The following is a 21,836-nucleotide window of genomic DNA, read 5'->3' on the forward strand; positions in this document are numbered from 1 at the left end:
AAGTGCTCGGTGCTGACTTGCTCGGTACTGACTTGGTCGGTACTGACTTGCTCGGCACTGAGTTGGTCAGCGCAGCAGCGCTCTGCGGGGAGCCGGTCTGCAAAGCCGTGGCCATGCAGTGAGTGACCAACGAAGTCGCGGGCAGCGACGGTTTTTATGATTGTCATGTCCTGAGCCCTGGAGTTGGTGGAGAGGTCGGTGTGGATCAGATGTTGCGCAGGTACCAGTCGTATTCCAGACGGCTGATGATCTGCATGGCCGCTTCACGCTCCGCGCGACGGCCAGCGATGAAGACTTTCAGGAAGCGCTCGCTGAAGGCGTGGGCCAATGCTTCACTCTCCTCCAGCAGCGTCAGCGCCTCGGGCCAGCTGTTGGTCAGGCTCGGCTCGAACTGGTCATAGGCATTGCCGGTGACCGGCTCGCCCGGCGAGACCTGATGCGTGATGCCGTGGATCACCGAGGCCAGCAAGGTGGCCAGCAGCAGGTAGGGATTGACGTCGGCCCCGGCTACGCGGTGCTCGAGACGACGTGCCTCGTTGGGGCCGGAGGGGATACGGATGGCGACCGAGCGATTGTCGAAGCCCCAGGTCGGCGCCATCGGCACGTACAGGCCCTGCTGGAAGCGGCGATAGGAATTCAGGTTGGGCGCAAACAGCGCCATCGAGGCGGGCATCAGTTCCAGCAGGCCGCCGATGGCGTGACGTAGGGTCTCGGTGCCCAGCGGATTCTCGTCCTGCGCGGCGAAGACATTGTTGCCGTGCTGGTCCACCAGGCTCATGTGCGCATGCATGCCGTTGCCGGCCTCGTCGCCATACGGCTTGGCCATGAAGGTGGCATCGAAGCCGTGGCGCAGGGCGACGCCCTTGATCAGACGCTTGAGCAGGACAGCGCTGTCACAGGCCTTCATGACATCGTCGAGATGGATCAGGTTGATCTCGAACTGGCCCGGCGCACATTCCTTGAGCGCGGTATCCAGCGGCAGCTGTTGGATGCGCGCGGCAGTCTGGATCTCGTCGAGGAAGTCGGCGTACTCATCCAGCTCGCCGATGGAATAGAGCTGGCTTTCGCTGGCGCGCTCGCCTGTCAGCGGGGAGCACGGCGGCTGCACCATGCCCAGGTCATCGCGCTCGCGATCGACCAGATAGAACTCCAGCTCCAGCGCGACGACCGCCGTCAGGCCCATGTCGGCAAGAATATCGACCTGTTTCTGCAGCTGATTGCGCGGGTCGGCAAAGAAGGGGCCATCCTTGTCATCACGCATGTTCATCAGCAGCTGCCCCTGCTTGCCGTTGCGCAGCCAGGGGGCTGCCATCAAGGTGCCGGGGATGGGGCGGCAGACCTGATCACTGTCGCCGCTGCTGAGCCCCAGCCCGGTTTCCTCGATGGTGTTGCCGGCGATATCCAGTGCGAAGACGGAGCCTGGCAGGTTGATGCCATTCTCATAGGCCTTTTCCAGATTCTCGCGCGGGATTCGCTTGCCGCGCTGGATACCGCTGATGTCACTGATCAGCAGATCGATGTTCTCGATTTCCGGATGACGGTCCAGAAATTCTCTGGCCTCATCGACGGGGAGGCTGTACATGGATATCACCTGTGGGCATGGGATGTTGTGGTTTATATATCGCCATCATGGCCATTGTTGTCAAATATTTTACAACACGTGACGGTTTTCGTGGCTGGATGGCTTTGGTGTTATGGCGATAAATTCTTTTTGAACAGTGGTTTATGTTGATTTATGTGAAATCGTCGTTTCGTCGGGTTGGCAAGGAAAGGCGTTCAGTCTATGTTGATTAAAACATACCAATCATCCAAGGCCTGCTTGTTCGCCTCAAAGGAGATCCCATGCCACCTCGTCCCCTGGTGGGCGTCATTGCCTGCCGTCGCACCGTAGAAGGTCATCCGGCGCATATGGTGACCGACAAGTACGTCAGCGCCCTGCGTGAATTCGGACTGGATCCGGTGGTCATTCCGGTCTGGGAGGATGTCGAGCCCGGCGCCGCCAGCGCCCTGCTGGCACGCCTGGATGGTCTGCTGCTGACTGGCAGCTATTCCAACATGCACCCCTCACGCTACGGCGAGACCAGCGCGCCGGAGAACACCTATGAAGACCCGGCCCGCGACGCTGCGGTGCTCTGCTGGGTGCCGCTGGCGCTTGAGTTGCGACTGCCGCTGCTGGGGATCTGCCGCGGGTTTCAGGAGCTGAACGTTGCCTTCGGCGGCAGCTTGCACCAGGCGGTGCAGAAGGTGGCAGGCCTGATGGATCATCGTGAGCCCAAGGGCGATCTCGAGGCGCAGTTCGCGCCATCGCATGCCATCAGCATCTCGCCCGGCGGAGTGCTGGCAGGGCTTTACGCCGCGCCCGAGGCGCAGGTCAATTCCTTGCATCAGCAGGGGGTCGCCCGTCTTGGTGAGGGCCTGAATATCGAAGCGGTTGCCCCGGATGGGCTAATCGAGGCGGTCTCGGTCAGTGGTGCGGCGTCCTTCACGCTGGCGGTGCAGTGGCATCCGGAATGGAAGCCGCGTGAGCACGCCTTGTATCAGGCGATTCTGGAAGGCTTTGCCGCGGCCTGTCGTGACAAGGCCGAGGGTGGCACCTTGCCGACCTGTCACCCGACTCGCGAGGAGGCGTGAAGATGGCAATGAATGACGCTGGCGAACGCCTGAAGGCGCTGGATGCGCGCCACCACCTGCACCCCTTCACCGACTTCAAGCAGCTGGGCGAGCAGGGCAGTCGAATCATCACCGGTGCCATCGGCGTCTATATCCATGACGCCGATGGCCAGCGGATTCTCGATGGCATGGCGGGGCTGTGGTGCGTGAACCTCGGCTATGACCAGCCGGAACTGGTCGCGGCGGCCACCCAGCAGATGACGCAGCTGCCGTACTACAACACCTTCTTCAAGACCGCCCACCCGCCGGCGATCGAGCTGGCGGCCGAGCTGTGTCGTCTCGCGCCAGAGCATATCAATCATGTCTTCTTCACCGGCTCCGGCTCTGAAGCCAACGACAGCATGCTGCGCATGGTTCGGCGGTTCTGGGCGCTCAAGGGCAAGCCGGAAAAGCAGTGGATCATCGCGCGCGAGAATGGCTATCACGGCTCGACCGTCGCGGGCATGAGCCTGGGCGGCATGGCACCGATGCATGCCCAGGGCGGCCCCTGTGTGCCCGGCATCACGCATATTCGCCAGCCTTACTGGTTCGCGGAAGGTCGTGGAAAGGGGAGTGAAAGCCCGGCATCTGAACCACACAGCCGAGATGATTTCGGGCGACTGTGTGCCGAGGCGCTGGATGCGCGCATCCAGGAACTGGGCCCGGACAATGTGGCCGCCTTCCTGGCGGAGCCCGTGCAGGGTGCCGGCGGTGCGATCATGCCGCCTGACAGCTACTGGCCTGCCATCAAGGCCGTGCTGGCGAAATATGACATCCTGCTGGTGGTGGATGAGGTCATCTGCGGCTTCGGTCGCCTCGGCGAATGGTTCGGCAGTCAGCATTACGACCTGAAGCCCGATCTGATGCCCATCGCCAAGGGGTTGTCCTCTGGTTACCTGCCGATCGGCGGTGTGCTGGTCGGCGACAGGGTCGCCGATACGCTGATCGAAGAGGGCGGCGAGTTCTTCCATGGCTTCACCTATTCCGGACACCCGGTGTGTGCCGCCGTGGCGCTCAAGACCCTCGAGATCATGCAGCGCGAGGATATCGTCACCCGGGTGCGTGACGACCTGGGGCCGTATCTCGCCAGTCGCTGGGCCACGCTTGCAGACCACCCGCTGGTCGGCGAGGCGCGTTCGCTTGGCCTGATGGGGGCGCTGGAGCTGGTGGCCGACAAGGCCAGTGGCGCGCGTTTCGATTCTTCCCAGGCCGTCGGCAACCTGTGTCGTGATATCTGTTTCGAGACGGGGCTGGTGATGCGCTCGGTAGGTGACACCATGATCATCTCGCCGCCGCTGGTGATCACGCATGAGCAGATCGATGCGCTGGTCAGTCTGGCGCGCGCGGCACTGGATGAAACGGCGCGCCAGCTGGCGAGTCACGCCGCCGCTTGCTCTTCCGCTGCGCTGAAGGCCACTTCGCCCTCGTCCTCGCTGCCTTCTTCACTCTCCTCTGCTCCATCCTCTGAACCTTCCTCTTCCCTGACCTCGGAATCCTGATCATGAGCCGTCCTCAGACATTGGCCGAATGGCAGGCGCTGGCCGCCCGCCTGACCTCGCAGTTGCAAGGCAATGCCTTCATCAATGACGAATTCGTGCCGGCGGTCAGCGGCGAGACCTTCGAGAGCCTCAACCCGGCCACCGGTGAGCGGCTGGCGATGGTCGCCAGCTGTGACAGCGCCGATGCCGAGATCGCCATTCGTCATGCGCGTGCCGCCTTCAAGAGCGGTGTCTGGTCGCGCATGGCCCCGAATCGGCGCAAGCAGGTGTTGCTCAGGCTGGCCGAGCTGATGGAAGCCCATCAGGATGAGCTGGCGTTGCTGGATAGCCTCGACATGGGCAAGCCGGTCACTAGCGCGCTGAACGACATGGCCGGGGCGATCGGCTCGATCCGCCACCAGGCCGAGTCCATCGACAAGCTTTACGGTGAGGTCGCCCCGACCGGTCAGCAGGCGTTGGGCATGGTGCTGCGCGAACCGCTGGGCGTGGTGGCCTCCATCGTGCCGTGGAACTTCCCGCTGATGATGACGGCGTGGAAGATCGCCCCGGCGTTGGCGGCGGGCAACAGCGTCATCCTCAAACCGTCGGAGAAGTCACCGCTGTCGGCGCTGCGTCTGGCGCAGCTGGCGCGTGAGGCCGGTATCCCGAGCGGCGTCTTCCAGGTGCTGCCGGGCTTCGGGCATACCGTCGGGCGTGCGCTGGCGCTGTCGATGGACGTCGAGTGCCTGGCCTTCACCGGTTCCACCGCCGTCGGCAAGCAGCTGATGCAGTACGCTGGGCAGTCGAATCTGAAGCGGGTGTTCCTGGAGTGTGGCGGCAAGAGTCCCAACATCGTCTTCGCCGATTGCGCCAATCTGGATCGCGTCGCCGAAAGTGCCGCTGCCGCCATCTTCTACAACCAGGGCGAGGTCTGTATCGCGGGTTCCCGTCTGCTGGTGGAGAACTCGATCCGCGATGCCTTCGTCGCCAAGGTGGTCGCGGCTGCCGAACGCATGCAGCCGGGCGACCCGCTGGACCCGGCAAGCTTCATGGGCGCGATGGTCGACAGCACCCAGTATGAGCGCGTGATGGGCTATATCCGTCAGGGTGTCGAGGAGGGCGCGGCACTGCGCGCCGGCGGTGAGGAGGTCGACGGGCCCGGACTCTTCATTCGTCCTGTGGTCTTCGATGGCGTCACGCCACAGATGGCGATCGGCTGCGAGGAAATCTTCGGCCCGGTGCTGTCCGTGTTCGGCTTCGAGACCGAAGACGAAGCGCTGGCGTTGGCCAATGACAGTGACTTCGGGTTGGCGGCAGGGGTGTGGAGCCAGGATATCGATCGCATCATGCGCGTGACGCATCGTCTCGAATCCGGTCAGGTCTTCGTCAACAACTGGGCGGGGGGCGATCAGACCATGCCCTTCGGTGGGGTGAAGCAGTCCGGCAACGGCCGTGACAAGTCACATCACTCGCTGGCGGAATACACCCAGCTCAAGAGTGTCTGGATCGAGCTGAGCTGAACCGGGATGAGCTGAACTGAAATGAAATGAGCTGTGTAGGTCCCCGTGAACTCAGGGGCTTGCGAAGAAAGAAGAGGCCACGCGATTGCGTGGCCTCTTCTTTCTTGCCTTCGCCGCAAGGGCTAGAACATCCGCGCCGGCGTGGCACAGCTGACCAGACGGCACTCGACATCGCCGATGTTGCGGAAGCGATGCGGCACGTTGGTATCGAAGTAGTAGGCGTCGCCCGCCTTCAATACCCGCGTGTCGCCACCGATGGTGATCTCTATCTCGCCCTCGATGACCACGCCCGCTTCCTCACCCTGATGGGTGATCATCTCGCGGCCAGTGTCAGTGACGGGCGGGTAGGTCTCGATCATGAACGACAGGGCGCGGTCACGCCGCTTGGCGCCCACCAGCTTGAAGATGACATCGCCGCTGCCGACGTTGATCAGCTCCTCCTCGCTGTAAAACACCTTGGCGGTGTTCTCGAGCTCCATGGTGAAGAAGTCTCCGACACTCATGGGAATGGCGGCGAGAATCTTCGACAGTGAACTCACCGACGGGCTGACCTTGCCCTGTTCGATCAGTGACAGGCTCGAGTGTGTCACACCGCAGCGCTTGGCCAGCTCGCGTTGCGAGATGCCACGCAAGGTACGCAATGCCCGCAGGCGGGCACCGACATCATCTGCCATCAGAACATCCTTCATGTCGCGACGAGTTGAGGAGAGGGGCAAGCCCTTCCAGACCGACGACGGCCAGCCACGGAGCTCCGCGACTGGCCGTCGTTCACGTGCTGGTGGTCAAGATCAGGGGCACCGGCATCAGAGCCGGCGCTGTCCTGATCATCGGCCACGCGATCAGCTGAGACTATCCAGCTTGTCTTTCAGCACCTTGTTGACCTGTTGCGGATTGGCGGTGCCGCGTGAGGCCTTCATCACCTGGCCGACGAAGAAGCCGATCATCTTGCCACGCTTGTCCGGCTCGGCTTCCTGATACTGGGTCACCTGGGCCGGGTTGTCGGCGATGACCTGATCGACCACGGCTTCGATGGCACCGGTGTCGGTGACCTGCTTGAGGCCGCGTGACTCGATGATCTCGTCGGCGCTCTTGCCTTCGCCATCCCACAGTGCAGCGAACACCTGCTTGGCGGCCTTGCCGTTGATGGTCTCATCGACGATGCGCTTGATCAGGCCACCCAGCTGGGCCGCGGAGACCGGGCTGACGGTGATGTCGAGGTTTTCCTTGTTGAGACGACCGGCCAGCTCGCCCTGCACCCAGTTGGCGGCCTGCTTGGCATCGCCGCAGACATCCTTCACTTCCTCGAAGAAGTCGGCCATCTCGCGGCTGGCGGACAGCACGCTGGCGTCATAGGCGGACAGGCCCAGTTCGCTTTCGAAACGGGCGCGTTTCTCGGCCGGCAGTTCCGGCAGGGTCTGGCGCAGGTGTTCGATGTAGGCCTCGTCCACTTCCACTGGCAGCAGGTCCGGGCACGGGAAGTAGCGGTAATCGTTGGCTTCTTCCTTGGTGCGCATGCTGCGCGTCTCGTCGGCGTCCGGATCATACAGGCGGGTTTCCTGCACGACCTTGCCGCCGTCCTCGATCAGCTCGATCTGACGCTCCACCTCGAAGTGGATGGCGCGCTCGATGAAGCGGAAGGAGTTGACGTTCTTGATCTCCGCGCGGGTGCCGAAGGCTTCCTGGCCCTTGGGGCGCACCGAGACGTTGACGTCGCAACGCAGGGAACCTTCGGCCATGTTGCCGTCGGAGATGCCCAGGTAGGTGACGATGGCGTGGATCGCCTTCACGTAGGCCACCGCTTCCTTGGCGGAACGCATGTCCGGCTCGGAGACGATTTCCAGCAGCGGTGTGCCGGCACGGTTGAGGTCGATGCCGGTCATGCCCTGGAAGTCTTCGTGCAGCGACTTGCCGGCATCTTCCTCGAGGTGGGCGTGGTGGATGCGGATCGACTTGCGCGTGCCATCTTCCAGCAGGATCTCGAGCACGCCAGGGCCGACGATGGGCTGATCCATCTGGCTGGTCTGGTAGCCCTTGGGCAGATCCGGGTAGAAGTAGTTCTTGCGCTCGAACACCGAACGGCCGGCAACGGCGGCATCGACGGCGAGGCCGAAGCGCACGGCCATGGCCACGGCCTGCTCGTTGAGCACCGGCAGGGTGCCCGGCAGACCGAGGTCCACGGCGCTTGCCTGGGTGTTGGGCTCGGCACCGTAGGTGGTGGAAGAGCCGGAGAAGATCTTTGACTGGGTGGCGAGCTGAGCGTGAACCTCAAGCCCGATTACGACTTCCCATTGCATCAGGCTTGCTCCTGTCCGAATTCCGGGCGCTGGCGGTGCCAGTCGGTGATTTGCTGGAACTGGTGCGCGACGCCCAGCAGGGTCTGCTCACCGAAGTGCGGGCCGAGGATCTGCAGACCCACCGGACGCTTGCCTGCCAGGCCAGCCGGCACGCTGATGCCCGGAATGCCCGCCAGGTTGATGGCGATGGTGTAGAGATCCTGCAGGTACATGGACAGCGGGTCCTTGTGCGCGCCGAGATCGAACGCCGGGGTCGGCGCCGCCGGGCCCATCAGCACATCGACCTGGTCGAAGGCATCGAGGAAGTCCTGGCGGATCAGGCGACGCACCTTCTGGGCCTTGATGTAGTAGGCATCGAAGAAGCCTTCGGACAGGGTGTGCGTGCCGATGATGATGCGGCGCTTCACTTCGTCGCCGAAGCCTTCCTCGCGGGTGCGCTTGTAGAGGTCTTCCAGGTCCTGCGGGTCCTTGCAGCGATGGCCGAAACGCACGCCGTCGTAACGCGACAGGTTGGAGGAGGCCTCGGCCGGCGCGATTACGTAGTAGGTCGGGATGGCCAGGTGGGTATGCGGCAGCGAGATTTCCTGCACGCTGGCACCGGCATCCTCGAAGACCTTGATCGCGGCACGCACGGAGGCTTCGACTTCCTCGGACAGGCCTTCGCCGAAGTATTCCTTCGGCAGGCCGATCTTCAGCCCCTTGAGGTTGTAGTCCAGCCCTTCGACGTAATCCGGCACGCCACGCACCACGCTGGTGGAGTCGCGCGGGTCGGCACCGGCGATCACGTTCATCAGGCGCGCGCAGTCTTCGGCGGAGCGGGCCATCGGGCCGCCCTGATCGAGACTGGAGGCGTAGGCGATCATGCCGTAGCGCGAGACGCGACCGTAGGTCGGCTTGAGGCCGGTGATGCCACAGAAGGCGGCCGGCTGGCGGATGGAACCGCCGGTGTCGGTGCCCAGGGCGGCCGGCGCAAGGCCTGCGGCGACGGCGGCGGCACTCCCACCGGAGCTGCCACCCGGCACGGCGGACAGATCCCACGGGTTCTTGACGGCGCCGTAGTGGCTGTTCTCGTTCGAGGAGCCCATCGCGAACTCATCGAGGTTGGTCTTGCCGAGAATCACCACGCCTTCGGCCTTGAGCTTCTCGATCACGGTGGCGTCGTAGGGCGCGACGAAGTTGTCGAGCATCTTCGAGCCACAGCTGGTGCGCACACCTTCGGTGCAGAAGATGTCCTTGATGGCCATCGGTACGCCGGTCAGCGCGGCGGCATTGCCAGCGGCACGGCGTGCATCGGCGGCATCCGCATCACGCAGCGCGTCTTCGCGGCACAGGGTGATGTAGCTGTTGAGCTCGCCGTCGAGGCGTTCGATACGGGCCAGGAAGGCTTCCGTCAGCTCGCGGCTGGTGTATTCGCCGGCCTCCAGGCCTTGCGCCAGCTCACTGAGCGTCTTGTCATGTAGTGCAATGGACGATGACATGTTCGATTCCATCAGTGCAGACGATGCGCCGGGCATCGTCCGCAGAAATTCCGGGGCGGACGGGGCGTGCCGCGTGACGTGGTATCCGATGGCAGCCGGTCACGATGCGTGAGCGACCTGCCAGGCGAGATCACTCGACGACGCGCGGAACCAGATACAGACCCTGCTCTGTGGCCGGGGCCACCTGCTGAAAACGCTCGCGCTGATTCGATTCGGTGACTTCGTCCGCGCGCAGGCGTTGCGTGGCTTCCAGCGGGTGTGCCAGCGGTGCGACGCCGTCGGTATCGACCTGTTGCAGCTGGTCGACCATGGCGAGAATCCGGTCGAGATCCTCGACGTAGGCTTCGGCATCCTGCGAGGCAAGACCCAGGCGTGCGAGGTGAGCGGCACGCAGCACATCTGAATGTTCAAGGGCCATTGAAGTTTCCCTGTCTTGGCTTCGAGAGGCTTGAGGTGACGGCAGGAGTCGGAGACGACCACACGGAATTGGGCTGGCGCGAGGTACGCGAAAAGCCGAATTCGAAAATTGTGGTGTCCCGGCAAACCCGATGCCCGTTACCCTGTAAAACAGCGCGCTTTGCAGCGATGGAGCAATCTGTCGCCGAATGCGCCGTTACAGTGTGATTCGGCGTGAAATGTACCACATCTGCGTCGCTCTGGCAGGCGTGTCAGCTTGCCGCCATGGGGTGGCAATGGTACCGTTCGCGTCTGCACAGGGTTCCGGTCTGGACTAGGTGATCAACTTCCATGTTTAAACGTTTACGTGGGCTGTTCTCGAGCGATCTGTCGATCGATCTGGGTACTGCCAACACGCTTATTTATGTGCGCGGTCGCGGTATCGTGCTCGACGAGCCCTCAGTCGTGGCCATTCGCCAGTCCGGGAATGCCCGCAGTGTGGCGGCCGTCGGTGCCGATGCCAAGCGCATGCTGGGGCGTACCCCCGGCAATATCACGGCCATCCGTCCGATGAAGGACGGCGTCATCGCCGACTTCACCGTTACCGAACAGATGCTCCAGCATTTCATCCGCAAGGTGCATCAGAGCACCTTCCTGACACCCAGCCCTCGTGTGCTGGTGTGTGTGCCGTGCATGTCGACCCAGGTCGAGCGTCGCGCCATCAAGGAATCGGCCGAAGGGGCCGGCGCGCGTGAGGTCTACCTGATCGAGGAGCCGATGGCTGCCGCGATCGGTGCGGGCCTGCCGGTGGAAGAGGCGATGGGCTCCATGGTGGTCGATATCGGTGGTGGTACCACTGAAATCGCCATCATCTCGCTCAACGGCGTGGTCTATTCCGAATCCGTGCGTATCGGCGGTGACCGCTTCGACGAAGCCATCACCTCCTATGTGCGTCGCCATTACGGCAGCCTGATCGGTGAGGCGACGGCCGAGCGCATCAAGGAAGAGATCGGTTGTGCCTACCCGGGTGGCGAGCTGCGAGAGATCGACGTGCGCGGCCGCAACCTGGCCGAGGGCATTCCGCGTTCCTTCACGCTCAACTCCCACGAGATCCTCGATGCGCTGCAGGAACCGCTGGCGGCCATCGTCTCGGTGGTCAAGAGCGCGCTCGAGCAGTCTCCGCCGGAGCTGGCTTCCGACATCGCCGAGCGCGGCCTGGTGCTGACCGGTGGTGGTGCGCTGCTGCGTGACATCGACAAGCTGATCGCGGAAGAGACGGGCCTGCCGGTGATCATCGCCGAAGACCCGCTGACCTGCGTGGCGCGTGGCGGTGGCAAGGCGCTGGAAATGATCGATCAGCACACCTTCGAGCTGCTGTCGAGCGATTGACCTCGTCCGGGGCCGGGCATGCTGTGTGCTGTACGGCTGGTCCCGGCCTGTCGGAGGAAGTGCTATCAAACCCCTGTTCACGCGTGGCCCCGTGCCCGGCTACCGCATGCTGTTGTGCGCGGTGCTGTCACTCGCGCTGATGTTTGCCGAAGATCGCTTCAGCTGGATGGTCGATGTGCGCGCCAGCATGGCGACGCTGGTATCGCCCGTGCAGTGGGTCGTCAGCTTGCCGACGGAAGGCATCAGCTGGGGCGCGCTGGTGTTTGCTGACCAGCAGGAGCTGGCCGACGAGAATCGCGCGCTGCGCGAACAGCTGCTCAATCTGTCCAGCCGTGTGCAACGCATGGCGAGCCTGACCTCCGAGAATACGCGCCTGCGCGAATTGCTCAATGCCGGGCAGCGTAGCGATATCCCCTATATCACCTCCCAGTTGCTGACCCTCGATGCTGACCCGTTCTCCCACCGCATGGTGGTGGACCGCGGCGAGCAGGATGGCGTGCGCATCGGCTTGCCGGTACTCGATGCCTATGGTCTCGTCGGGCAGGTCATCTCCACCTCGGCCTACAACAGTCGCGTGCTGATGATCAGTGATGCCAGTCACGCCGTGCCGGTGGAGATCAATCGCAATGGTCTGCGCTTCATCGCCCAGGGCAGTGGCAAGATCGACCAGGTCGATGTGCTGCATGTGCCGGATACCGCCGACATTCGTGTCGGTGATCTGCTGGTGACTTCCGGACTGGCGCTGCGCTTTCCGCGCGGCTTGCCGGTGGCACGTGTCACCGAGGTCTACCATGATCCCGGCAAGCCGTTCGCCCGCGTGAGTGCCGAGCCCATCGCGCAGCTGGAGCGTTCGCGCAACTTCCTGATCCAGATGCCGCCGCCGGTGGACACCGACAACCTGTATGTCGATGACAGCCTCGATGAGTTGCCGCGCGACAACCTGGCGGCGCCCAGACCCGAGGGTGACGACGCCGCGCAAGGCTCCGCCGAGGATGCGGCAGACGCACAGGCACCCACCGATGCTGCCGGGGAGAACAACTGATGGCCTTTCGTCCCCAGACCACCTTGCTGTGCTGGTTCTCGCTGCTGCTGGCGCTGTGTCTGCAGGTCATGCCATTGCCGGATGTATGGCTGATCTGGCGGCCCCAGTGGCTGGGTCTGATGCTGGTCTACTGGTGCATCGTCTCGCCGCAGAGTGTCGGAGTCTTCCACGGCTTCCTGTTCGGGCTGGCGCTGGATGTCCTGCAGGGCGCACCGCTGGGGCACAACGCCCTGGTGCTGTCGCTGACGGCCTTCATGGGTGTGCTGCTCTATCAGCGCATTCGCGCCTACTCGCTGTTGCAGCAGGCGTTGCTGGTGATCGTGGTGCTGGGCATCGCGCAGTTGCTGGATCAATGGCTGCGCAGTCTGTTCGGTGCCGGCCCCGTCAGCCTGTCGTTCCTGCTCTCGGCGGTCATCGGCGGCGCACTGTGGCCGTGGCTCTATACTCTGCTGCAGATGCTGCGTCGGCGGGTCGCGGCCTGAGTGCCACTGGCACGTCGCTAGCGCTTCTTGTGAGCTTCCAAAAGCCGCCTACGGGCGGCTTTCTGGTACTTGTCAGCCATGTTTCTCTTCACGAGGTCTTCCATGTCATCCAGTTCAAGGTCATCCACTTCCAGGCCATCCACACCTGACACCGAAAGCCCCACTTCCTCACTCTTTGCGAACTCTGACGCCGCGACGCAGCGCAAAGTAAGGTCTCAGGGCATTGCTCAACATGGCATTGCTCAACATGGCATTGCTCAACAGGGCGCTGCTCAAGCGGAATTGATTCTGGCCTCGGGGTCGCCGCGTCGTCGTGACCTGCTGGCCAGTATCGGCATCCAATGTGAGGTGGCGCCGGTGGATATCGATGAGACGCCGCAGGCCAATGAGTCGCCGGAGCATTATGTGCTGCGTCTGGCGCGGGAGAAGGCGCAGGCCGGCTTCGCGGCTCTGGCGCAGCGGGCGGCAGGCCAGACGGCGGGGCGGCGAGTGCTCGGCGCGGATACCGCGCTGGCGCTGGATGGACGCATTCTCGGCAAGCCGCGTGATGAGGCCGATGCGCGCGAGATGCTGCTCAGCCTGTCGGGGCGCAGCCATCAGGTGCTCAGTGGCGTGGCGCTGTGTCATGGCGACGCCGGGCGCGACATGCGCTGCGCGAGCGAGCTGGTCGAGAGCCGCGTGACTTTCCGCACCATCACTCCGGAGGAGGCCGCGCGCTACTGGGCGACCGGTGAGTCGGCTGACAAGGCGGGGGGCTACGCCATCCAGGGGCTCGGCGCCGTCTTCGTCAGTCATCTCGAGGGCAGTTACAGCGCCGTGGTCGGGCTGCCGCTGCATGAGACCGCAGAGCTTCTGAGCAAGGCGGGCGTTCAGCCGTGGCAACCACTCTGACGGGCGATGTTCTGTACTGCGGCAGTCGGGTGTCGAGACAGCACTCCAGCGCCATCGCGAAGGACGATGGCTTGCGTGCGTGGCACAAAATACCCGTTGCAGGAAATCCTTAGTCGATAGATCACAGCCGGGGGCTCCCTTGCTATGTCATAATCGCAAGCAACGACTTTACAAGGACTTGCGCTATGAGCGGCGAGGTATTGATCAACCTGACACCGATGGAGACCCGCGTGGCGGTGGTCGAGAACGGTGTCCTGCAGGAAGCCTTCATCGAACGCAGCGGGCGACGCGGCATCGTCGGCAACATCTACCGTGGCAAGGTGGTGAGAGTGTTGCCCGGCATGCAGGCGGCCTTCATCGACATCGGTCTCGAACGGGCCGCCTTCATCCATGCCCAGGAAGTCATGCCGGCGCATACGCCGCATGACGAGCAGCTCTCGATCCGCGAGCTGCTCAGCGAAGGCCAGCCACTGGTGGTGCAGGTCACCAAGGACCCCATCGGCACCAAGGGCGCCCGGCTGACCACGCATCTGTCGGTGCCGTCACGCTATCTGGTCTACATGCCGGACTCGCCGCATACCGGCGTGTCGCAGCGCATCGAGAGCGATGCCGAGCGTGACCGCCTCAAGGAGCTCACCGAGCAGTGCCTGACGGCGCTGGACCCGGAAGCGCCCGGCGGCTTCATTCTGCGCACGGCGGCCGAAGGCATCAGCGAGGCCGAGCTCAAGCAGGACATGCATTTCCTGCTGCGCCTGTGGCGCAAGGTCAGCGAGCGTCGTCTGACCGCCGCCGTGCCCAGCGTGATCTATGATGATCTGCCGCTGTTCATGCGCACGCTGCGCGACGTGATGCGTGACGAGATCGAGCGCGTGCGCATCGACTCGCGCGAGAATTTCATCCGGCTCAAGGAATTCGCCAGCGAGTTCATGCCCGACATGGAAGGGCGCATCGAGTATTACCCCGGCGAGCGACCGATCTTCGATCTGTTCAGTGTCGAGGATGAGCTGCACAAGGCGATGGGCCGCAAGGTGCAGCTCAAGAGTGGCGGCTATCTGGTGATCGACCAGACCGAGGCGATGACCACCATCGACGTCAACACCGGGGGTTTCGTCGGCCATCGCAACCTCGAAGAGACCATCTTCAAGACCAATCTCGAGGCGGCGACCGCCATCGCGCGCCAGCTGCGGCTGCGCAATCTCGGCGGCATCATCATCATCGACTTCATCGACATGGAAGAGACCGAGCATCAGCGCCAGGTGCTGCGCGTGCTCGAGAAGTCGCTGGAGCGTGATCATGCCAAGAACAAGATGACCGGCGTGACCGAACTGGGCCTGGTGCAGCTGACGCGCAAGCGCACGCGCGAGAGTCTGGAGCAGGTGCTGTGCGAGGCCTGCCCGACCTGTCAGGGGCGCGGCACCCTCAAGACGCCGGAGACGGTCTGCTACGAGATCTTCCGCGAGATCATGCGCGAAGAGCGCGCCTACAGCCCGGATACCTATATGGTGCTGGCCTCACAGAACGTGGTCGATCGCCTGCTGGACGAGGAATCCGCAGCCGTGGCGGACCTCGAGAGCTTCATCGGCAAGACCATCCGCTTCCAGGTCGAGGCGCATTACACCCAGGAGCAGTACGATATTGTGCTCATGTGATCTGTCAGCCGCCGCGCCTGCGATGAAGCCGGGAGTCGCGTTATCCACATCGTGAGTCTGTCCTGTTCGGAGAACCACCAGTGACCCGTTCTACCTCACCAGAGGCGGCGCGTTCTACCTCGCAAGAGGCGGCGCAGGAGGGCGTCGACGACGCCCCGTCTTCGTCAGCTGCGACGCCAGCGCCACCCTCGCGTGGGCGGCGCTGGGCGCGCGGGCTGCTGATGGCGCTCGCGGTGCTGCTGGCGGTGCTGGCCATCCTGATCGGGGGCCTGCGCTGGTGGTTGACTACGCTGGATTCGCGCAGTGAGTCCATCAGTGACTTCATTGCCACCCAGACCCACTCCAATGTGGGGATGTCATCGCTTGAGGGCCGCATGGATCACCTTGATCCGGCCATCAAGCTGTCGGGTCTGAACCTCTTTCGACCCAACGAGATGCAGGCGGCGCCGCTGTTGAGCGTGTCGCATCTGGAAACCCGTCTCGATGTACTTTCCTCCCTGCGCCATCTGGCGCCTGTCTTTGATCGCGCCACCGCCACCGGCGTCATCGTGCACCTGTACCAGCGCGAAGATGGCAGCTGGGGCTGGCCGGGGCCGCCGCGTCCTCCCGAAGCGCTCGAACCCGAAGGACAGATGAGCCTTGCGCAGACGGAGCAGGGGCTGGCGCTTTTGGCGCGTCAGCGTGTGCGGCTCGAGGATGTGCGCCTGGTACTGCATGGTCGCAACGATACCCTCAACCTGAATGCCGCCGAGCTGCTGCTGTCGGGAGAAGGCGATCGCGCGCACCTGGAAGGCCAGTTGCGGGTCGGGGAATCGCCTCAGGCCGGTGTCAGCGCCGTGCTGGAAGTGCTGCCGGGAGACGACGGCCTCGCCGACTACTCGGCCCAGCTGCAGGTGGAGCTGGACGCCGGTGCGCTGGCGAGTGTCGGGCGTCTGATGGGCGAGCGCGACAGCCTGATGCTGCGCGACGCCGATGGCAACGCGACGCTGTGGGCGCGCTGGCGTGATGCGCGACTGGAAGATGCTCGTCTGCGTCTTGATCTCAATCGCCTGACGCTGGATCACCATGGCGCCCAGCTGGCGCTCAAGGACATTCATGCGCGTGGCCAGTGGCTGCGTGACCTGGCGGGCAGTGATCGCTGGCAGGCCTGGCTCAATCAGATCTCGGTCGGCGCCACGCAACTCGATGACGCCCCGGCGGCCGACGCTTCGGTGGCCGGCACTCCGGCGGCCGACGCTTCGGCGTCCGGCGTTCCGGTGGCAGATAGTGACGGCCAAGCGCCGCAAGCGGCGTCATCGCCAGAAGTCTCCGCGGCGCTTGCCAGTCTGCCCGAGCGTATTTCGCTGTCGGGGGATCTCTCCGAGGGCAGCGTGTCACTGGTCACCAGCAGTTTCGATCTGGAGAAGGTGGCGCGCTGGCGCAATGTGCTGGCGCTCGGCGAGCTGGGCGATGTGCTCGAGTCTCTCGATCCGCGTGGCACGGCCACCGGCCTCTCCCTGTCGCTGGCCGGGATCGGCCTCGATACCCCGCTGACCATGAAGCTGGCGCTGGGCCTCACCGGCGCCGAGGTGGAACCCTGGCAGGGTGCTCCGGGGCTCGGCCCCTTGGCGGCCTGGGTCACCGCGCAGAGTCTTGATGAGGGTGGCATCGCGAGCCGGATCGCGTTTCGTGGCGACCCGGGCATGCGCTTTCACTTCCCCGAAGTCTTCGGCGACGGCTGGCAGCTCGAGGCCGCTGACGGGGTGGTCGAGGTCAAGGTCGATGACAGTGGCAGCAGCGTCTCGGGGCATGACCTGCATATCCAGCGCGCTGGCGCCGATGTGACGGGCGGCTTCGGTCTGCAGATTCCCGCACAGGACCATGACCGCTTCCAGCTGGATCTCGAGATGCGTGACGTGAATGCCCGCAGCATTCCGCTGGCCTCCTGGTTGCCGATGAAGGTACTGGACCCGGCGCTGAGCGAGTGGTTGACGCGCGATGTCGCGGGGCAGGTCCCCGAGGGCAGCCTGCATCTCACTCAGGTGTGGGATGACGACAATGGTGAAAATGGTTATGGCCCCGGCGATTCGATGGACCTTGAGCTGGCCATTGAGGATGGGCGACTCGGTTATGCCGAGGGCTGGCCTGCGCTGGAGGGCGTGAAGGGCAATCTCGCGCTGCACGACAATACGTTGAGTGCCACGGTCGCGGCGGCGCGCTCTCAGCCGGCCACGGCGTTGGGCAGTGCGGCGCCCCTGGCGGTGCGTCAGGCCGACGTCGACATGCAGGACAACACCTTGAAGATTCAGGGTGACGTGACCGGCAGCGTCGAGGCGCTGTTCGATCTGCTCTCGCATGCGCCGCTGGAAGATACCGCAGCGCTGATCGCCGAATGGCAGGGCAAGGGCTCGGTGGATGCGGCGATGGACATCCGCGTGCCGCTGGAGGACGCCGAGCAGACGCGCATCACGGCGGCGGGCAAGGTCGGCGAGCGCCAGGCGGCGACGCTGGCCTTCCCGGGGCCGGGCATCGAGGTTGACGGCATTCGCGGGCCGCTCGAGTTCGTGCATGACCCATCCCGACCCGAGGGGCGGCGTGAGCAGTTGACCGGCAATCTCTCCGGCAAGCTGTTCGGTGGTGCGGTCAAGGCGGCGCTCAACATCGGGCAGGCAGATTCAAGCAGCAAGGGCGCGATCACCTTCGACGGCAAGGCGCCATTGGCACCGGTGCTGGGCTGGCTGGGCGCGCCCGAGCACCTGATCGGCGATGCCGCCGAGAACACCCGGGCCGCCTTGCAGGACGGCGAGACGCCGCGCGCGCTGGGCGGCGAGTTCAACTACCAGGCGCGCCTGATGCTGCCGGATGACGGCGCCAGCCTGGCGCTCTCGAGTGACCTCAAGGGAGTCGCCATCAATCTGCCGGCACCCTTTGGCAAGGCGCGCGATCAGGCGGTTCCGCTGGCGGTGGATATCGGGCTCGCGGAGGGTGGCGGCGATGTTCGCCTCGACAATCGCGCCCGAGCACGCTGGAAAGACGGCAATACGCGAGACGATGGCAGCACGGTGCCGATGACGGGGCAGTTGTGGCTGGAGCGTTGGCCGAGTGATCCACAGTGGCCCACCCAGACCGGCTGGGACATCGCCTGGCGCACGCCGACCCTCGCCCCCGAGCTCTGGAAGCCGTGGGCGGGAGCGCTCTCCGGTGAAAGTGGCGTGAGTGGAGAGGGCAGCGCGAGTGGTGAGGGCAGCGACGCGGAGCAGAGTGACCCCCTGCGTGCCTTGTCACGCCTGCGCGTTGCCACCGATTGCCTGATGATCCAGTCCCGGTGTACGGGGCCGATGACGCTCGAGGCCGCGCCGCGCCAGAGCTCGCAGCAGCAAGGGCTGGGGCTGGCCGCGACGCTGGATGGTCAGCTCGCCAGTGGCGAGCTGGTGTGGCAGTCAGGCGCCGCGCGACCGCTGATTCTGGACCTGGATACCCTGAATCTCGATGCCCTGTGGCCCTCGGATGTCGAGCAGGAGGCGCAGACCGCCAGTGCGCCAGGCAACTTTACCGAGGCTATCGATGTCGGCATCGAGCCGACGCCGTATCCCGCCGAGCTTGCCGACCTGCCCGCGGGCAGTCTGCGTCTGGCACACCTCATCTGGCGCGACCAGCAACTGGGGCCGATCAGTGCCGACTGGACCGCCGACAGCCAGCAGCTGGTGGTGTTGCCGCTCTCCATCACGCTGGGCAAGATTACCGCGGTGGGCAACATCACCTGGGAGGATGCCGGCACCAACAGTCTGACGCGCGCTCGCCTGTCCGCCGATGGCAGTGACCTGGGCGGGTTGCTCGAGCGTCTCTCCCAGCCGCGCGGCATCGAGGCGGACCGCGCCCGGGCCGAGGTCAAGCTGGCCTGGCCCGGTGCGCCGCAGGACTTTGCCCTGTCGCGCTCCAATGGTCGCGTCGAGATCAAGCTGGATGACGGACGCTTCCTGAATCTGGGCTCGACCTCCGCCCGCCTGCTGGGGCTGGTCAATGTGGATAACCTGCTGCGCCGCCTGTCGCTGGACTTCTCTGACGTCACCGACAAGGGGACGGCCTTCGACAAGGTGCGCGGCGCAGCGACGCTCTTCGATGGGCGGCTGGAAAGCGATGGCCCCTTGCGTATCGAGGCGCCGTCCACCACCGTGACACTCAACGGGCAGGTCGACCTGCTTCGCGGTACCCTTGATCAACGCATGGCCATCACGGTGCCGGTCAGCCAGAACCTTCCGCTGGCCGCCGTGCTGGCAGGCGCACCCGCCGTGGGCGGGGCGCTGTTCGTGGCCGACAAGATCTTCGGCCGCTTCATCGACAAGGTGACGCAAATTCACTATCGGGTATCAGGCCCCTGGGGCGACCCGAACATTACTCTGGAAAGTGCCGAATGACGCAAAATGCGAGTTCCGGTCGCGTGCTCGACGATGCCGCGGCCCTGTTGCTGACCCCGGGCGGGCTCAGCCTGGATGATCTGGATGCTGGCCTGGCACATGCCATGGGCCCGGGCACCGACTATGCCGATCTCTACTTCCAGCGTATCTGGCAGGAAAGCTGGGTGCTGGAAGACGGCGTCGTCAAGGACGCCAGCTACAACATCGATGGCGGCGTGGGCGTACGCTCATTGGCGGGGGAAAAGACCGGCTTCGCGTACTCCAATCAGATCGATGCCGCCGCGCTTGCCGACACTGGCCGGACTGCAGCGGGTATCTCGCGTAGCGGCAGCAGCGGCACGGTCGCAAGCTCGATCATCACCGAGGCACCGTCCTTCTATGCGGGCATCGACCCGCTGAATGGCCTGAGCGCCGAGGACAAGGTCGCGATGCTCAAGGAAGCGGACCGCATCGCGCGCAGCCTTGACCCGTCCATCAGTCAGGTGTCGGCCTCGCTGTCGGCGCTTTACGAGGTGGTGATGGTGCGTGCCAGTGATGGCACCCTCGCCGCGGACCTGCGTCCGCTGGTGCGTTTCAACATCAGCGTGATCGCGGTGCGCAATGGCCGTCGCGAGCGTGGCAGTGCCGGTGGCGGTGGTCGTTTCCCGCTGACCCGTCTGCGCGATGAGAATGTCGCCGAGCGTTACGCGCGTGAAGCCGTGCGCCAGGCGCTGGTCAATCTCGAGGCCATCGATGCGCCGGCCGGTCAGATGCCGGTGGTGCTGGGCAATGGCTGGCCGGGCGTGCTGCTGCATGAGGCGGTTGGCCATGGTCTGGAAGGTGACTTCAACCGCAAGGGCAGCTCTGCCTTCTCGGGCCGCATGGGCGAGCAGGTCGCGGCACGCGGCGTCACCGTTGTCGATGATGCGACCCTGGCCGATCGCCGTGGCTCGCTGTCCGTCGATGATGAAGGCACCCCGGGGCAGTACACGCCGCTGATCGAGGACGGCATCCTCACCGGCTACATGCAGGACAAGCTCAATGCCCGCCTGATGGGCATGGCGCCGACGGGCAATGCGCGCCGTGAGTCCTTCGCGCACCTGCCGATGCCGCGCATGACCAATACCTACATGCTGGGTGGCGATCGCGATCCGCAGGAGATCATCAAGAGCGTCAAGCGTGGCATTTACGCGGTCAGCTTCGGCGGTGGTCAGGTCGACATCACCTCCGGGCGTTTCGTGTTCTCCGCAAGCGAAGCCTATCTGATCGAAGACGGCAAGGTGACCACGCCGGTCAAGGGCGCCACCCTGATCGGCAACGGGCCGGAAGCCATGGGCCGCGTCTCGATGATCGGCAACGACCTGGAGCTGGATACCGGTGTCGGCGTGTGTGGCAAGGACGGCCAGTCCGTGCCCGTCGGTGTCGGTCAGCCGACGCTGAAGCTCGATGAGTTGACGGTCGGCGGCACGCAATCCTGAGCGGGTCGCGTTCACAATGAAGCGATGAATACGACGACACCGCCGTGGCAGGGCCATGGCGGTGTCGAGGAAGCGCTTGAGGATCAGTGCATGAGGTTCAGCACGAGAGACGCAGCGCGTGAGCGGCAGACCCCGTGTCAGAGGTCGAGTTCGGCCCGCAGCAGCTTGAAGAGCTTCTTGGCACTGTTGGGCTGTTTGCCGGCGTCACGTTCGGCACGCGCATTGCGGATCAGCTGACGCAGGGCCTGACGGTCCACGTGAGGATAATCCTCGACGAAGATCACGAAGGCTTCATCGTCGTCCAGCAGGCGATCGCGCCAGCGTTCGAGACGCTGGAAGGAGGCATCGCGACGCACGTTCTGCTGCTCCATGGCTTCGAAGACGGCACGCACGGCGTCCAGGTCTTCCTTGCGCATCAGCTTGCCGACGTACTGCATGTGGCGACGCAGGCCTTCGTGACTACGAATGCGATGGGTCTCCTCGATGGCGGCCAGCATGTCGTCAGAGAGCGGGAACTTGGCGCGCTGGCCTTCCGGCAGATCGATGATCTTCTTGCCCAGCGCCTGCAGCTCGATCATCTCGCGCTTCAACTGGGACTTGCTGGGGCGCTCGACGAGCTCCTCGGGTCTTTCTTTACGCATGCCAATTCCAATGAGTCGGGGAAATTTGCGGCAGTATAGCACTGCCGGGCCCCCGTCTCCTCAGAAGGAGAACAAC

16 protein-coding genes are annotated in these 21,836 nt (G+C 64.3%); 10 read left to right on the plus strand and 6 right to left on the minus strand.

The window, feature by feature from the left end; translation table 11 throughout:
- Positions 1–205: 205 nt before the first annotated feature.
- Complete coding sequence (locus QD280_RS09090; protein ID WP_192838334.1) at positions 206–1,582, minus strand: glutamine synthetase family protein; 1,377 nt, start codon at positions 1,580–1,582, stop codon at positions 206–208.
- A 260-nt stretch (positions 1,583–1,842) separates the two neighbouring features.
- Between QD280_RS09090 and QD280_RS09095 the strand changes: the two genes are divergently transcribed.
- Genes QD280_RS09095 through QD280_RS09105 form a run of 3 tightly spaced genes read left to right on the plus strand, consistent with a single transcriptional unit; the run spans position 1,843 to position 5,647 of the window.
- Entirely contained in the window at positions 1,843–2,631 is a 789-nt protein-coding gene (locus QD280_RS09095; protein ID WP_279838999.1) for a gamma-glutamyl-gamma-aminobutyrate hydrolase family protein, read from the plus strand.
- 2 nt (positions 2,632–2,633) lie between these two features.
- Positions 2,634–4,148 carry an aspartate aminotransferase family protein gene (locus QD280_RS09100; RefSeq protein WP_279839000.1) on the plus strand — a complete coding sequence of 505 codons (1,515 nt, stop codon included), beginning with the start codon at positions 2,634–2,636 and terminating at the stop codon, positions 4,146–4,148.
- 2 nt (positions 4,149–4,150) lie between these two features.
- Positions 4,151–5,647 carry an aldehyde dehydrogenase gene (locus tag QD280_RS09105; RefSeq protein WP_279839001.1) on the plus strand — a complete coding sequence of 499 codons (1,497 nt, stop codon included), beginning with the start codon at positions 4,151–4,153 and terminating at the stop codon, positions 5,645–5,647.
- Between the two features lie 122 nt (positions 5,648–5,769).
- On the opposite strand, the gene QD280_RS09110 is transcribed toward QD280_RS09105, so the two are convergent.
- The 4 genes from QD280_RS09110 to gatC form a co-directional block, all read right to left on the minus strand.
- The gene (locus QD280_RS09110) at positions 5,770–6,321 is read right to left on the minus strand and encodes a cupin domain-containing protein (protein WP_043332584.1); all 552 of its coding nucleotides are present in this window, start codon (positions 6,319–6,321) and stop codon (positions 5,770–5,772) included.
- A gap of 165 nt (positions 6,322–6,486) precedes the next feature.
- Positions 6,487–7,941, minus strand: coding sequence for an Asp-tRNA(Asn)/Glu-tRNA(Gln) amidotransferase subunit GatB (gatB, locus tag QD280_RS09115; RefSeq protein ID WP_043332582.1), 1,455 nt, complete (start codon positions 7,939–7,941; stop codon positions 6,487–6,489).
- Complete coding sequence (gene gatA, locus QD280_RS09120) at positions 7,941–9,419, minus strand: Asp-tRNA(Asn)/Glu-tRNA(Gln) amidotransferase subunit GatA (protein ID WP_153635165.1); 1,479 nt, start codon at positions 9,417–9,419, stop codon at positions 7,941–7,943. Before gatA ends, gatB begins: the two co-directional genes overlap by 1 nt.
- Positions 9,420–9,549: 130 nt before the next feature.
- Positions 9,550–9,837 carry an Asp-tRNA(Asn)/Glu-tRNA(Gln) amidotransferase subunit GatC gene (gene gatC / locus QD280_RS09125; RefSeq protein ID WP_054555110.1) on the minus strand — a complete coding sequence of 96 codons (288 nt, stop codon included), beginning with the start codon at positions 9,835–9,837 and terminating at the stop codon, positions 9,550–9,552.
- A gap of 329 nt (positions 9,838–10,166) precedes the next feature.
- Here gatC and QD280_RS09130 point away from each other — a divergent pair, with 329 nt between their 5' ends.
- From QD280_RS09130 to tldD, 7 genes are all read left to right on the plus strand, one after another.
- The gene (locus QD280_RS09130; protein ID WP_043332576.1) at positions 10,167–11,204 is read left to right on the plus strand and encodes a rod shape-determining protein; all 1,038 of its coding nucleotides are present in this window, start codon (positions 10,167–10,169) and stop codon (positions 11,202–11,204) included.
- Between the two features lie 64 nt (positions 11,205–11,268).
- Positions 11,269–12,246, plus strand: a complete 978-nt coding sequence (gene mreC / locus QD280_RS09135) for a rod shape-determining protein MreC (RefSeq protein WP_268750727.1) — start codon at positions 11,269–11,271, stop codon at positions 12,244–12,246.
- Positions 12,246–12,728: a rod shape-determining protein MreD gene (gene mreD, locus QD280_RS09140; RefSeq protein WP_043332574.1), complete on the plus strand. Its 483-nt coding sequence runs from the start codon at positions 12,246–12,248 to the stop codon at positions 12,726–12,728. Before mreC ends, mreD begins: the two co-directional genes overlap by 1 nt.
- Before the next feature lie 282 nt (positions 12,729–13,010).
- Positions 13,011–13,619 (plus strand): Maf family protein, encoded by a 609-nt coding sequence (locus QD280_RS09145; protein WP_279839002.1) that lies wholly within the window; start codon positions 13,011–13,013, stop codon positions 13,617–13,619.
- Between the two features lie 185 nt (positions 13,620–13,804).
- Positions 13,805–15,268, plus strand: a complete 1,464-nt coding sequence (gene rng / locus QD280_RS09150; protein WP_043332570.1) for a ribonuclease G — start codon at positions 13,805–13,807, stop codon at positions 15,266–15,268.
- An 80-nt stretch (positions 15,269–15,348) separates the two neighbouring features.
- The gene (locus QD280_RS09155; RefSeq protein ID WP_279839004.1) at positions 15,349–19,662 is read left to right on the plus strand and encodes an AsmA-like C-terminal region-containing protein; all 4,314 of its coding nucleotides are present in this window, start codon (positions 15,349–15,351) and stop codon (positions 19,660–19,662) included.
- Positions 19,659–21,119, plus strand: coding sequence for a metalloprotease TldD (tldD, locus tag QD280_RS09160; protein ID WP_107335429.1), 1,461 nt, complete (start codon positions 19,659–19,661; stop codon positions 21,117–21,119). The genes QD280_RS09155 and tldD overlap by 4 nt, the downstream gene beginning before the upstream one ends.
- 137 nt (positions 21,120–21,256) lie before the next feature.
- Here tldD and yjgA read toward each other — a convergent pair whose 3' ends face one another.
- A complete protein-coding gene (gene yjgA, locus QD280_RS09165) occupies positions 21,257–21,760 on the minus strand; it encodes a ribosome biogenesis factor YjgA (RefSeq protein ID WP_043332563.1) in 504 nt (167 codons plus the stop codon).
- Positions 21,761–21,836: the final 76 nt, after the last annotated feature.

The sequence above is a fragment of the Cobetia sp. 1AS1 genome (genome assembly GCF_029846435.1).
Classification (GTDB): Bacteria; Pseudomonadota; Gammaproteobacteria; order Pseudomonadales; family Halomonadaceae; genus Cobetia; species Cobetia amphilecti.

Bases quoted from the DNA above. Each gene is read 5' to 3' on its own strand.
- rng (WP_043332570.1), top strand. From the start codon at position 13,805: ATGAGCGGCGAGGTATTGATCAACCTGACACCGATGGAGACCCGCGTG.
- mreD (WP_043332574.1), top strand. From the start codon at position 12,246: ATGGCCTTTCGTCCCCAGACCACCTTGCTGTGCTGGTTCTCGCTGCTG.
- QD280_RS09095 (WP_279838999.1), top strand. From the start codon at position 1,843: ATGCCACCTCGTCCCCTGGTGGGCGTCATTGCCTGCCGTCGCACCGTA.
- gatA (WP_153635165.1), bottom strand. From the start codon at position 9,419: ATGTCATCGTCCATTGCACTACATGACAAGACGCTCAGTGAGCTGGCG.
- gatB (WP_043332582.1), bottom strand. From the start codon at position 7,941: ATGCAATGGGAAGTCGTAATCGGGCTTGAGGTTCACGCTCAGCTCGCC.
- QD280_RS09105 (WP_279839001.1), top strand. From the start codon at position 4,151: ATGAGCCGTCCTCAGACATTGGCCGAATGGCAGGCGCTGGCCGCCCGC.
- QD280_RS09130 (WP_043332576.1), top strand. From the start codon at position 10,167: ATGTTTAAACGTTTACGTGGGCTGTTCTCGAGCGATCTGTCGATCGAT.
- tldD (WP_107335429.1), top strand. From the start codon at position 19,659: ATGACGCAAAATGCGAGTTCCGGTCGCGTGCTCGACGATGCCGCGGCC.
- QD280_RS09100 (WP_279839000.1), top strand. From the start codon at position 2,634: ATGGCAATGAATGACGCTGGCGAACGCCTGAAGGCGCTGGATGCGCGC.
- yjgA (WP_043332563.1), bottom strand. From the start codon at position 21,760: ATGCGTAAAGAAAGACCCGAGGAGCTCGTCGAGCGCCCCAGCAAGTCC.
- QD280_RS09110 (WP_043332584.1), bottom strand. From the start codon at position 6,321: ATGGCAGATGATGTCGGTGCCCGCCTGCGGGCATTGCGTACCTTGCGT.
- QD280_RS09090 (WP_192838334.1), bottom strand. From the start codon at position 1,582: ATGTACAGCCTCCCCGTCGATGAGGCCAGAGAATTTCTGGACCGTCAT.
- gatC (WP_054555110.1), bottom strand. From the start codon at position 9,837: ATGGCCCTTGAACATTCAGATGTGCTGCGTGCCGCTCACCTCGCACGC.